Origin of the sequence: Bradyrhizobium sp. AUGA SZCCT0177 (genome assembly GCF_018130125.1) — a bacterium.
Classification (GTDB): domain Bacteria; phylum Pseudomonadota; class Alphaproteobacteria; order Rhizobiales; family Xanthobacteraceae; genus Bradyrhizobium.
Genome location: NZ_JAFCMA010000010.1, coordinates 89,853 through 102,651 on the forward strand (window position 1 = coordinate 89,853; position 12,799 = coordinate 102,651).

The window sequence follows — 12,799 nt, forward strand, 5'->3', positions numbered from 1 at the left end:
CAGGACATCCGGAACCACTACCACCGTCTCAGTCATATGCCGGGCGTGGACCTCCCAAAGAAGGCCACCCGGCGACATAGATGGAGGAAATACATGACTGCATTCACCGCGCGGCGACTCGCCGCGTTGATTACCGTTGCCGGCGTCAGTTTTGCTGCGCCCGCCTACGCCCAGGACAAGACCGTCAAGATCGGCGTGTTGAACGACATGTCGAGCCTTTACGCCGATATCGGCGGCCCCAATTCAGTGGTCGCGGTCAAGATGGCGATCGAGGATTCCGGGCTGCTCAAGAAGGGCTGGAAGATCGACGTCGTCAGCGGCGATCATCAGAACAAGCCCGACGTCGGCGTCAACATCGCGCGGCAATGGATCGACAACGACAAGGTCGATGCGATCGCCGATACGCCGAACTCCGGCGTGGCTCTCGCCGTCAGCAACCTCGTCAAGGAGAAGAACATCGCGCTGCTCAATTCGGGCGCCGCGACGGCCGATCTCACCGGCAAGGCCTGCACGCCGAACACGATCTCCTTCACCTACGACACTTACATGCTGGCCAACGGCACCGGTAAGGCGCTCACCAAATCCGGCGGCGACACCTGGTTCTTCCTGACCGCCGATTACGCCTTCGGCCACGCACTGGAGCGCGATACTTCCGCGGTCGTCACCGCCAATGGCGGCAAGGTGCTCGGCGGCGTCAAGCATCCGATCAACACCTCGGATTTCTCCTCGTTCCTGCTGCAGGCACAGGCCTCCAAAGCCAAGGTCGTCGGCCTCGCCAACGCCGGCGGCGACACCACCAACGCGATCAAGCAGGCCTCCGAATTCGGCATCGTCGCCGGTGGCCAGAAGCTGGCCGCACTGCTGCTGTTCATCAACGACGTGCATTCGCTGGGATTGAAGACGGCGCAAGGCCTGACCTTCACAGAATCCTTCTACTGGGACCTGAACGATCAGACCCGCGCCTTCTCGAAGCGGTTTGCCGCATTGGCGAGCAAGAATGCGATGCCGTCGATGACGCAAGCCGGCAACTACGCCATGGTGCTGCATTATCTCAAGGCGATGGAAGCGCTCGGCGGCAATCCGCATGACGGCGCCAAGGTGATCGCCAAGATGAAGGAACTGCCGACCGACGACCCCTTGTTCGGCAAGGGCCCGCTGCGCGCCGACGGCCGCCGTCTCATTCCGGCCTACCTGTTCGAAGTGAAGAAGCCGGAAGAGTCGAAGGGTCCGTGGGACTATTACAAGCAGATCGCCACGATCGCCCCGGAAGACGCCGCCAAGCCGCTCGAAGCCAGCGACTGCCCGCTGGTGAAGAAATAACAAAGCCGACCGGCCGCACCCATCGAGGTCCGGCCGGTCGCTCCTTCAACGCGGCAGCAGATTGGTCTTGGCGAGATCGAGCACCTCGTCGCCCCGCCCGCTCATGACAGCCCGCAGAACCCACAGACTGAAGCCCTTGACCTGTTCCGCGGTGATCGTGGGCGGCATCGACAATTCCTGCCGCGCCGTCACGACGTCGAGCACGGCCGGCCCGTCATGATCAAGTACGTCGCGGATCGCCTGCGGCAGATCGCCGGGATCCTCGACCCGCCGCGCATGAATGCCCATGGCCCGGGCCATCGCCGCGAAATCAGGGTTTTCGAGATCGACGCCGGTCTCGATGAACCCGGACGCCTTCATTTCCAGCGCAACGAATCCGAGCACGCCGTTGTTGAAGATCACGATTTTCACCGGCAGCTTCATCTGCCGCAGCGTGATCAGGTCACCCATCAGCATCGCAAACCCGCCATCGCCGGACATCGACACCACCTGTCGCCCCGGCTGCGACGCCTGGGCGCCAATCGCATGCGCCATCGCGTTGGCCATCGAGCCGTGCACCCAGGATCCCAGCAGACGACGGCGTCCATTCATGACGAGATAGCGCGCCGCCCAGATCGTCGGCGTACCCACATCGGCCGTGAACACAGCGTCGTCGGAAGCCGCCTCGCTGAGCAAGCGCGCCAGATATTGCGGGTGAATCGGCTTGTGCCCGGGCGTCCCGCGCGCCAGTTCGTCCAGTCCGGCGCGGGCTTTCTTGTAGTGGGCGGCACTGTCGTCGAGATGGCGGCGATCATCCTTTGCCGTCAGTTTCGGCAGCAGCGCCTCGATCGTGACGCCGACATCGCCGACGAGACCGAGATCGAGCTTGCAGCGGCGGCCGAGATTTTCGGGGCGGATATCGACCTGCGCGATCTTCGCTCCCGTCGGTAGAAACTGCTTATAGGGAAAATCCGTCCCCAGCATCAGCAACACGTCGCAGGCGTGCATGGCGGCGTAGCCGGACGAGAAGCCGATGAAGCCGGTCATGCCGACATCATAGGGGTTGTCGAATTCAACGTGTTCCTTGCCGCCGAGCGCATGCACCATCGGGCTCTTGAGCTTGTCCGCCAGCCGCATCAGGCTGGGATGGGCGCCCGCGCAGCCGCGGCCGCAGAACAGCGTGATACGTTTGGCGCCGTTCAAAAGCCCCGCCAGCGCCGTCAATTCCGTCTCATCCGGCCGAACCACCGGGGCTTTCGGCAGAAGCCCAGCATTCGGTGAAATGCCACGGCTGGGCGCCGGTCGCAGCGCGATATCGCCGGGGATCACCAGGACGGCCACGCCACGGCGGCCGACCGCAGCGCGGATCGCATTTTCCAGCACATAAGGAAGCTGCGCCGGATCGGAAACGAGCTCGCAATAATGACTGCATTCGCGGAACAACTCCTGGGGATGTGTCTCCTGAAAATAGCCCCCGCCGATTTCCGCGGATGGAATCTGGGCGGCGATAGCCAGTACCGGCGTGCGGCTGCGATGCGCATCGAACAAGCCGTTGATGAGGTGAAGATTGCCCGGCCCGCACGATCCCGCGCATACCGCGAGCCCGCCGGTGATTTGCGCTTCAGCTGAAGCCGCGAAGGCGGCGACTTCCTCATGCCGGACATGAACCCAGTCGATCACCTCGCGTTTGCGCAGCGCTTCGGTCAAGCCGTTCAGGCTGTCCCCGACCACGCCGAATATCCGCTTCACGCCGGCCTGGATCAGCGTTTCCGCGATGAGGTCGGCGACGGTGTCGATCGGCATGGTGGCCTCGCTCTGTTGGGGGGAGCTTCGGAACGTCAGCCATCAGATGTAACGGGCCGGCCGGATCCAAACAATTCAGGCTACCGTGATGTCAGGGGAACTCTCCATCCGCTCAGAGACGGCCGCCTTCAAGCGGCTGGTTTGCCAGCCATGGTCCGCCACGCGACCACCAGCGCCAGCACCAATAGCGTCGCGGCCAGGAGGAACGGCGCGCCCGGCATTTTCACCGGCGCAGACTCGCTGATGAAATAGGCAAAGATCAGCGTAAACAAAAACGGTCCCACCATCTGGGCAACGCTGTTGACGCTGTTGGTGGCGCCCTGCAACTGGCCCTGCTGATCGGGCGCGACCAGTTGCGTGGTCAGCGACTGGATCGCCGCACCGGCAATGCCCCACAGCGCCATCACGGGAATGCCGGCCCAGAACAGCGGACCGGTCGGCGCAGCGCCATAGATCAGGAAACCGAGCGCCCCACAGCCGAGCCCGAGCAGCAGCGCGCGGCGTTCGCCAAGGCGCGTGACGATCGGTCCGACGCCTGCGCCCTGCACCACCATGGCGCAGACACCGACCAGCGCCAGCGTCAGCCCGACGGTCTTGGTGTCCCACCCATAGCGATAGGTCGCATAGAGCACGAAGGTCGAGGGCAGCACGACATGCGCGACCTGGCCAAAGAAATTGGCTAGCGAGAGACCTGCGAGAACCCGATCGGAGCGCAGCAGATGCAACGCGCCGAGCGGGTTGGCGCTCTTCCAGCGGAACGGCGAACGGCGCTCCGGCGGCAGCGACTCCGGCAGAATCAGCCAGCCATAAAGCGTATTGGCAAAACTCAGGCCCGCCGCGACCCAGAACGGCAGCCGCGGATCCATGTCACCGAGCAGGCCGCCGACGGCGGGGCCGAGAATAAATCCGGCGCCGAACGCCGCGCCGATCTTGCCGAACACGGCAGCGCGCCGTTCCGGCGGCGTCACGTCGGCGATGTAGGCGAAAGCCGTCGAGATACTGGCCGAGGTGATGCCCGAGATGACGCGGCCGATGAACAGCCACAGCAGCGACGGCGCCAGCGCCATCAGTACATAGTCCAGCGCCAGGCCAAAATTGGACAACAGCACCACCGGCCGGCGGCCGAACCGGTCGGACAAGGCGCCGAGGATCGGTGAGAAGATGAACTGCATCACCGCCCAGGCGGTGCCGAACAATCCAAAGATCCGCGCGGCGGTCGCGGTATCGTTGTCGACGAAGCTTTCGACCAGCTTGGGCAAGATCGGCAGGATCAGGCCGAGCGCGAACATGTCGAGCAGGATGGTAACGAAAATGAAGATGGCTGCGCCGCTGCGCACCGGCGGCATCCCGGTCGCGCGTTCCGAGGCCGCCTCGTTCACGACGGCCGTTTGCGCTTGTGGGCGAACGGATTGGCCTTCTCGCGCAGCATAATGCGGATCGGCGTACCCGGCAGATCAAAGGCCTCACGCATGCTGTTGGTGAGATAGCGCAAATAAGACGTCGGCACCGCGTCGGCGCGCGAGCAGAACAGGATGAAACTCGGCGGCCGCGCCTTGGCTTGCGTGATGTAATTCAGCTTCAGCCGGCGGCCCGACACCGAGGGCGGCGGATTGGCGTCGACCGCCTGTTCGAACCAGCGATTGAGGGCTGCCGTCGGCACGCGCTTGTTCCATACCGCATAGGCTTGCTCGATCGCGCTCATCAGCCGATCGATGCCCTCACCCATCAGGCCCGACACGGCAACAACCGGCGCGCCCTTCATCTGCGGCAGCAAATGATCGACATCGGTGCGCAGCCCCGAAACGAGGCTGCCTTTCTTCTCCATCAAATCCCATTTGTTGACGGCCAGAACGACCGCGCGTCCCTCGCGCTCGATCAGGTCGGCGATGCGCAAATCCTGTTCCTCGAACCGGTTCTGCGCGTCCATCATCATGACAACGACTTCGGCAAAGCGCACTGCGCGCAGCGCGTCCGCCACCGATAGCTTCTCCAGCTTCTCGTCGATCCGCGCCCGCCGCCGCAAGCCGGCGGTATCGAACACCCGGAAGTCGCGCCCCTGCCAGGTCACCTCGACCGAAATGGAATCGCGGGTGGTGCCGGCCTCGGCGCTGGTCAGCAGCCGCTCCTCGCCGAGCAGATGATTGATCAGCGTCGATTTGCCGGCGTTGGGACGGCCGACGATCGCGACGCGAATCGGACGCTTGGCGAAATCCTCATCGGATTCGATGATGTCGTCATCGTCGAATTCCTCACCCTCCTCGGTGGGATCGGGCATCAGCACGCGCAGTGCGTCGTAGAGATCGCTGAGGCCTTCGCCATGTTCGGCGGAAATCTGCACGGGATCGCCGAGCCCGAGCGCATAGGCTTCCATCGCGCCGACTTCGCCGTGCCTGCCCTCGCTCTTGTTGGCGACCAGCACCACCGGCTTGTTGGCGCGGCGGGCGAAATCGGCAAAGGCGCGGTCGTTCGGCGTAAGCCCGGCCCGCGCGTCGATCACGAACATCAGCGCGTCGGCAAGCGCAATCGCGGTTTCGGTCTGTTCCTGCATCCGCGCGGTGAGCGAACCCCTGGCGCCTTCATCGAGGCCGGCGGTATCGATCACGGTGAATTCGAGATCGCCGAGGCGCCCATTGCCCTCGCGGCGGTCGCGGGTGACGCCGGGTTCGTCGTCGACCAGCGCGAGCTTCTGCCCGACCAGCCGGTTGAACAGCGTCGACTTTCCGACATTGGGCCGGCCGATGATGGCAATCGTGAAGGGCATAAATAAATCCAAACGCCCTTTTTGATGGACGTGTCAATCGAACGAAACGATAGAGCACGGTTCCGTCGGAACCGCGCTCTGATTTTGTTTTGACGCGTTTGCTTTACGCGAACCGGCGCCGACTTCGCGCGAAAACGCTATGCAATTAACGCGTGAAGCTGCCGCTCGGCATCGGCGCCGGGAACGGCGCGGCGGATTGTTGGGTGGACTGCGCGGGCGCCGCCGATTGGGCCGCCGGCTGGTCGGGCGGCGGCGCGGTGGTGCGCTTGCGCACGATCTTCTTCGGCTTCGGCGCCGGCGGCGCTGCGTTGGTGCCGCCCTCTTCCTCGGGCGCGGCATCGGGCTCTGCGGCGGCGGGCTCAGCCGCGGGCGCTGCTGCAACCGGGGCCTGCCTGCCTCTGGATTTCGCGGATCCCTTCGATTTCGGCTCCTGCGGCGCCGGTGCGACCGCTGCCTGGGCATTCGGGTCGTCGATCTGCTGCTGGCGCGCGCCTCTGTAGAGATCCTTCGGCACGCCCTGCTCGAGACCGGGCACACCGTCGGGGAAAACCGGTTTGCGTTCACCGGGCAGCTTCTTTTTGGTGTCGAGGAAGTCGAGCATGTCGGTCGGATCGAAATTGCCGATGCTGCTACAGCCCGCCAGCGCGCTGGAAAACGCGATGAGGACGGTGGCTGCGATCAGACGGTGCGGGCGGCGCATGCTCGGTTCTCGTTATCTCGTTGGCCGGCTCAGCTCTTTGCGACAGGCGGAAGCAACGCCTGCAGCGCTTCGGCGCGTGAGCGCAGGCTCGGTGGCGTGCCGCCGTCATTGGCAATTACGTCCAGCCATTGCCGTGTCGCTGTCGCATCGTTGGCGCGCCAGGCCGACAGCGCCAGCAATTCGCGCGCAGTATGGCGAAAGGTAGCAGCCGGTCCGGCTGCCGCCTCGAGGCGAGACTTCATGTCGGGATAGGAGGTGCTCTCCAGCAGCAACTGGGCGGCGCGAATCCGGGCCAGATCCTGTTCCGCCACGCCGACGCTGCGGTCGGCGGCAATCTCGTCGAACATCTTGGCGGCAGCCTGCTGGTCGCGGCTTGCGACCTCCGCGGCCGTACGCAGGCGCGCCAGCACGCGGTATCCAGCCGGCGCCTTCGCCGCCAGCTCGGCAAACGCCGCCTCGGCCTCTGCGTGCTTGTTGGCTTCCGATAGCTCTGCCGCCTTGTCGAAGGCCGCACCGGCCTCAACCGCCTTCTTGGCTTCCAGATATTGGTAGCCACGCCAGCCACCCACGGAGGCGATGATCAGGAGCGCTCCGGCAATGATATAGATGGAATATTGGTCCCACAGCTTCTTGAGCTGATCGCGACGGACCTCCTCATCGACTTCATTAAATAATTCAGACACTTAAGACTATCCCATCCCCGCTGAGCCGCTGGACGCGCGGCGGCGCCCTGCGCCCGATCCCCGCATGGCGGCGGCGATACCCTAACGATATGGCGGTGGCAAGGCAAAGCGAGCCGGATCAAAGCGTTAACGCTGGACGTGGCAGTCGGAAGCGAGTTGTCCCGCGCCGCGAACGTCCGGGAATATTGACTTCACGGTTCAAAGCTTGGCGTAATCCGTTCGATTTTTGTCGGTTATTCGTCTGATTTTGCAGGTGCTTCATGGTTTGCCGCGCCCTGGTCGTCACGCTTGCCATCGGGGCCGCCGCCCTGCCCGCCGCGACCCAAGCCTACGACATCAAGGCGAGGACGCCGGACTCGGCATTTTCCGGCAAGCTGCGCCCGGACATTTTGGGCATCTCGGCGGATTCCACCGCTGATTCCGCGCGTGCCACGCTAGAATCGTTCTTCAAGGGACGCACCAACACCACGACCGACGTCCAGCAGCAGAAGTTCGGCAGCACCGCGATCAGCTTCACCTCGGCACTGACTTTCAGCCTTCCTCCCGGGCCCAGCCAGAACGGTGAGATGCTGTCGAGCAGCTTTTCGTCGCCGGCGAGCGGCAATCGCATTTACTTCCTCGCCCGCAACCTCACCTTTGCGAAGGACCAGCAGCCGGCGAAGGCCGACATGGTCAAGGAGGTGATGGGCAAATACGGCGCACCCACCATCGTCGGCGATCAGCACCTCTATTACATCTATCGCGCCGGCTCGATCGTATCGGTCGGCACGAAATACAAGGAAGCAACCGCGATCGAGGCCATCGGCAAGCCACTCGATCCCAAGGCCGCGCTCAAGCTCAACGGCGAAACCATCCGGGGCAGCTGCGTGGCGGTCGTCAAGCGTGCGCAGGCAAAGGAGAAAGCGCTGGCCGCGATGCTCAGCGAAGCCAAGGGCGCCAATTGCGACGGCGTGCTGAGCGTGCAGCTGATCCCCGGCACAGCATCCGACCGTGTCGGGATCGCGCAGTTTTCGCTATTGGACGTCAAACGCGTCATCAGCGCGGCGGCGATCGACAGCGATGCGCTTACCGCGGAACAGAACGAACGCAATGCGATGCCGAAAGGCAGCGCGCCGAAGCTCTGATCGTCAGGCGCTTAAATTGCGAGCCTCACGCAACTGCCGTTTCAGCACCTTGCCGTTGGCGTTGCGCGGCAGCGGATCGGCGGTCAGGTCGATGGTTTCCGGCACCTTGTAGTCCGACAGCCGCTCGGCACACCACGCACGCAAGGTCTCAACGCTGGCCCCGCCCCTGATCACGACCACGGCGTGGACGCGCTCGCCGAGCACCGGGCACGGTTTGGCGATGATCGCGCTTTCGAGCACGTCGGGATGGCCTGACAGGACAGACTCGACCTCGGCAGAATAGATCTTCAGGCCGCCACGGTTGATCATGTCTTTCTGGCGATCGAACACGCGCACGAAACTGGCTTCATCGACCGAGCCGAGATCGCCGGAATGCCAGAAGCCGGCGGTAAAACTTTCAGCCGTTGCTTTTGGATTGTTCCAGTAGCCCTTGATGACCGAGCCGCTGTGGATCCAGATTTCACCGATCGCGCCGCGCGGCAGTTCATGGCCGTCGGCATCGACGACGATGATCTGCGCGCCGGGACAGGGCAAGCCGACGCTGTCGATGTACCGCGCGGTCAATTCGCCGGGCATCATGGTCGACGGCGACGTCGTCTCGGTGGCGCCGTAGCAATTTGCCAGCTTCAGGCCCGGAATCCTGGCGGCCAGCCGCTCGATCGTCGCAATCGGCATCGGCGCCCCGCCAAAGCCGCCGATCCGCCAGCTCGACAGATCGTAGCTGTCGAAATCCGGCTGCAGCAGGCAGAGATTGTACATCGCCGGCACCATCACGGTGTAGGTGACGCGCTCTCGCGCCGCCAGCTTCAGATATTCCGCGGCCTTGAACTCCGGCATCACGATCAGTGCGCCCGCGCAGCGAGCCATGGTCGTTATGTTGGCGACCACGCCGGTGACGTGCCCGAGTGGCACCGCGGCGATCGAGCGGTCCGCCGCGGTCAACTGCAGGCAGGACACGAAGACCATCGACGAATGGATGATGTTGCAATGCGCCAGCATTGCGCCCTTTGGCTTGCCGGTGGTGCCCGACGTGTAGAGGATCATCGCGGTGTCTTCTTCGCCGACCTCGGCAGGCGCCGCAGACGCTTCGATATCCAACAGATCGGAGAACTGCGAGGTGCTGCCGTCACCGACGGAAACGCGATGCAGGAGGTCAGGCACATCGCGCGCATCCGGCACGCGCTCGGCCAGTGTCGCTTCGTGGACCAGGAGCGTTGCGCCTGAATCGGTCAGCACATAGGCGATCTCAGGCTTTTGCTGGCGGATCGACAGCAACACCGTCACAAGGCCGGCATGAGCGGCGGCGAACATCGTCAGCACGAACTCGACGCGATTGCCGAGCAGCACGGCGATACGATCGCCGCGCTGCAATCCGAGCCGCTGAAACCCGGCCGCAATCCGTGCCGATTGAGAGGCCACGTCGCGCCAACTCATCCGGCGATCACCGCAGATCAACGCTTCGCCATCCGGATTTCTCTCTGCAGCCTCGGCAATCATCGCCCAGACGGAGCCCGGCCGTTCGCTAAATGCCGACACGACGCGATCGCTGAAGCGCGTCTCGAGCCGCATCGCCGGAATAGGATGTTGCGACCAGTCCATGGCTCAACTCTTGCCTTGCTAGACTCCAACCACGGGGACGCCGATCACGACCGGATGGAAGGCAAATGCCAGTGCCAGATAGGCGATGACCCCGACCGCGATTGCGATCAGGTCGTTGCCGGGACCGCCGACCGGTATCGGCGGCCCGCCGGCGTCGGCACGGCGCTTCAGCGAGATGCGGTCGAACACCGCCCACGCCAGGAACGAGCCGAACAGGATGATCGAGCCGAGATCGCCATTGGCTAGCAGATGCGCGGCCGCCCACAGCTTGACGCCGGTCAGCATCGGATGCTTCAGCGTCGTGTAGATCCGGCCGCGGATGTAGGAGGCGACCACCAGAATGATCGCGGGCAGCATCAGGGCCACGGTAATGTGCTTGAACGCCGTCGGCGGGTTCCAGACGTTGATCCAGCCCGTCGCGCGATAGTTGGCGAAGCCCCAGATGATCAGCGCCAGGCCCGCAACCGAGGCCAGCGTATAGCCGATCTTGTAGCCGCCCTCGCCCATTGAGCCGACGACCCGTGCACGCAATTTGCGCTGCGTGGTCAGCGTGTGGACGCCGAGAAACAGGACCAGGCCCAGGATCATCACCAGCAGTCCCATGATGTCCTCTCCCTGGGCGGCTTCGCTTCTACCCTCGCCTATCATTGATGGGGCTTGGAGCGCAATGCGCTACGCCGCCATCCGCCTCATGGCTTCTCCGCTTGCTTCTTCAGATCGCGGTTGTCGACATAACGAATGGCGATCGGTCGCCCGGCCAGCGCGCCTCCGAGCTCGCCGGTGAATTTCAGCGGTTTGCAGGCCTCGAGCGAGGCGTTGATCGCCTTCAGGTAGGTGGCACGGGTATCGGCTGGAACGCCGGCGGTGGCGAAGGTCAGCCGGGGCGCGGCAATGATTTCGCCCGACCGCTTGAAACTGAAGCGCACCGACATCTGCATGCCCTCGCGCGCGCTATCGGCCGGCGGCGGGGTCCAGCAGGATCGCAGCGCCGCAAACAGGTCGCCGATGCTGTCGAGGTCGTGGTCCGGCTTCCGGTATTTCGCCGCCTGGTCCTTTGGCGGTACGCTTTCGATCGTCAGTTGCAGGTTCTGGCCGTAGGGATAATCGATCTCGGGAATGCAGGGGCCATCGTTGAACACGCTGCAGAATGACGGTGTGCAGGGCTGGCCGTCGAGCACGCTGCACGGCGCGTGCGAAAACGGCGTGGCGTCGATCTGACGCCGCGACTGGGCGTCGGCGGCGCCGATACCGGCAACCGCGACGATCAGGCAGATGATGACGCGCCGGAGCATACGCCGGTTCCCTTGATGTCGACGATCCAATCAAATTGGTCCGCGCCTTGGTCGGGTTCAAGCGGGCCGGCGTTCACATCCCCGCGTTCATTTCCCGGCATTCATCGCCGATAGTTCCGCAATCAGCGCCTTTTCGCTGGGCTGGTCGAGCACGCCGGCCGCATAGAGCGAAATACCACCATAGAGCGTGATGTAGATCTTCATCACGGCCCGGCGCCGCGCGGCTGATGTCGGGATGTCCTGGCAAAAGATCCGCATCGCCTGGGTGATGACGCCGTGGACCGCGGTCTGCAGCGGCGGATTGTGCTTCATCGTCGCGTGCGGGCGGCTGGTCATCAGCGCATAGAGCGCACGGTTGGCGAGCGCGAAGCGGACATATTTCGCGGTGTAATCCTCCGGCGTGGTCGCCTTGACGAGGATCGCGGCCAGCCGGTCATAGGCGCCGGTGGCGACCGCATCGAGCAGCGCTTCGCGATCCCTGAAATGATTATACAGCGAGCGATGCGCAACACCGACGGCATCAGCCACCTCGCGCAGACTCAATTGCTCATGGCCGGCCTTGCCCACCAGACGGGTGGCGGCCTTCAGCGCGGCTGATTTCAGATTGCCGTGGCGATAGGTCGTCCGGCGCGGCGATGCGGTCATATCCCTTCATACAAAGGCCCCGGCCGCAGCGCCACTGTCGCGGACACGAATTTCCGAAGCTTAAGCCGAAGCGCGGCTCCTGATGCGATCCTCGCCATATTGCGGGGTGATGTCCTCGTCGATCATGCCGCGGATCATCTTGATCACGGCACCGCGCGCCCGCGCCTTGGTGGCGGCATGCGCCGCCATGTCGAGCGTGCTCAGCTTCCCGGCCACCTCCTCCGCACTGCGCTCCAGGGCGTCAGCCGGCACTACGCGGTCGAAGAAGCCGGCCGTGACGGCTTCCGCCGGACCGAACATTTCGGCCGTCATCACGACCCGGCTGAAATAGGTCGGCGTCAGCCGCTGCCGGGCGATCTCTATGGCGAACCGCGGCACCGTGAGCCCGATTGCAGCTTCATTCATCCCGATCAAGTAATTGCCCTCGGCGGCGAGACGGTGGTCGCTGGACATGATCAGGAAGGCCCCCATCGGATAGGCATTGCCCTGGCAGGCGGCGACCACCGGGGTCGGAAACGACAGGATGCGCAGCGCCAGTTCGGCGCCCGCTTTCAGCATCAGGTACTGATCCTCGGCGCTCCCTTTGGCGAAGACGTTGAGGTCGAAACCGCCGGAAAAGTGCCTCCCGCGCGCCTTCAGGATCACGACGGTTTTGTCTTTTTCCGCCTGGTCGAACGCCGCATGCAGCGCGTTCAGCATCGCCAGCGACATCACATTGGCCTTGCCATCATCCATCACGATGGTGCCGACGGGGCCGGTGCGGGAATAGGTCGCAAGATCAGTCATGTTGGCCTCCCTGTTCTATAAGCATCCACTGGATACTTTCGGAATGCCTGCGGGCGTGCAAGACCAGTCAGGGAGCAAGAAACGCATACATGCCTCCACTGGATGCA

The 12,799-nt window shown here is 63.9% G+C and carries 12 protein-coding genes; 2 read left to right on the forward strand and 10 right to left on the reverse strand.

Features of this window, described 5'->3' with window-relative positions; genetic code table 11:
- The first annotated feature begins 93 nt into the window (after nucleotides 1-93).
- Nucleotides 94-1,320 carry an ABC transporter substrate-binding protein gene (locus tag JQ597_RS13875; RefSeq protein ID WP_212264825.1) on the forward strand — a complete coding sequence of 409 codons (1,227 nt, stop codon included), beginning with the start codon at nucleotides 94-96 and terminating at the stop codon, nucleotides 1,318-1,320.
- 45 nt (nucleotides 1,321-1,365) lie between these two features.
- On the opposite strand, the gene poxB is transcribed toward JQ597_RS13875, so the two are convergent.
- The 5 genes from poxB to JQ597_RS13900 all read right to left on the reverse strand — a co-directional run bounded on the left by poxB (nucleotide 1,366) and on the right by JQ597_RS13900 (nucleotide 7,246).
- Nucleotides 1,366-3,102, reverse strand: coding sequence for a ubiquinone-dependent pyruvate dehydrogenase (poxB, locus tag JQ597_RS13880; RefSeq protein ID WP_212264826.1), 1,737 nt, complete (start codon nucleotides 3,100-3,102; stop codon nucleotides 1,366-1,368).
- A gap of 128 nt (nucleotides 3,103-3,230) precedes the next feature.
- Nucleotides 3,231-4,448, reverse strand: coding sequence for a TCR/Tet family MFS transporter (locus JQ597_RS13885; RefSeq protein WP_212264966.1), 1,218 nt, complete (start codon nucleotides 4,446-4,448; stop codon nucleotides 3,231-3,233).
- Nucleotides 4,449-4,477: 29 nt separating this feature from the next.
- Nucleotides 4,478-5,863 (reverse strand): ribosome biogenesis GTPase Der, encoded by a 1,386-nt coding sequence (gene der, locus JQ597_RS13890; RefSeq protein ID WP_212264827.1) that lies wholly within the window; start codon nucleotides 5,861-5,863, stop codon nucleotides 4,478-4,480.
- A gap of 145 nt (nucleotides 5,864-6,008) precedes the next feature.
- On the reverse strand, nucleotides 6,009-6,563 hold the full coding sequence (locus JQ597_RS13895) for a hypothetical protein (protein ID WP_212264828.1): 555 nt from the start codon (nucleotides 6,561-6,563) through the stop codon (nucleotides 6,009-6,011).
- A 29-nt stretch (nucleotides 6,564-6,592) separates the two neighbouring features.
- A complete protein-coding gene (locus JQ597_RS13900) occupies nucleotides 6,593-7,246 on the reverse strand; it encodes a tetratricopeptide repeat protein (RefSeq protein WP_212264829.1) in 654 nt (217 codons plus the stop codon).
- Nucleotides 7,247-7,506: 260 nt separating this feature from the next.
- On the opposite strand from JQ597_RS13900, the gene JQ597_RS13905 reads away from it, so the two are divergent.
- The gene (locus JQ597_RS13905; protein WP_212264830.1) at nucleotides 7,507-8,370 is read left to right on the forward strand and encodes a hypothetical protein; all 864 of its coding nucleotides are present in this window, start codon (nucleotides 7,507-7,509) and stop codon (nucleotides 8,368-8,370) included.
- 3 nt (nucleotides 8,371-8,373) lie between these two features.
- On the opposite strand, the gene JQ597_RS13910 is transcribed toward JQ597_RS13905, so the two are convergent.
- From JQ597_RS13910 to JQ597_RS13930, 5 genes are all read right to left on the reverse strand, one after another.
- Nucleotides 8,374-9,969, reverse strand: coding sequence for a class I adenylate-forming enzyme family protein (locus tag JQ597_RS13910; RefSeq protein WP_212264831.1), 1,596 nt, complete (start codon nucleotides 9,967-9,969; stop codon nucleotides 8,374-8,376).
- Between the two features lie 18 nt (nucleotides 9,970-9,987).
- On the reverse strand, nucleotides 9,988-10,572 hold the full coding sequence (locus JQ597_RS13915; protein ID WP_212264832.1) for an NnrU family protein: 585 nt from the start codon (nucleotides 10,570-10,572) through the stop codon (nucleotides 9,988-9,990).
- Between the two features lie 86 nt (nucleotides 10,573-10,658).
- The gene (locus JQ597_RS13920; RefSeq protein WP_212264833.1) at nucleotides 10,659-11,261 is read right to left on the reverse strand and encodes a UCP034077 family protein; all 603 of its coding nucleotides are present in this window, start codon (nucleotides 11,259-11,261) and stop codon (nucleotides 10,659-10,661) included.
- An 87-nt stretch (nucleotides 11,262-11,348) separates the two neighbouring features.
- Nucleotides 11,349-11,906, reverse strand: a complete 558-nt coding sequence (locus tag JQ597_RS13925) for a TetR/AcrR family transcriptional regulator (protein WP_212264834.1) — start codon at nucleotides 11,904-11,906, stop codon at nucleotides 11,349-11,351.
- A gap of 60 nt (nucleotides 11,907-11,966) precedes the next feature.
- Nucleotides 11,967-12,692, reverse strand: coding sequence for a crotonase/enoyl-CoA hydratase family protein (locus JQ597_RS13930; RefSeq protein ID WP_212264835.1), 726 nt, complete (start codon nucleotides 12,690-12,692; stop codon nucleotides 11,967-11,969).
- Between the last annotated feature and the right edge of the window lie 107 nt (nucleotides 12,693-12,799).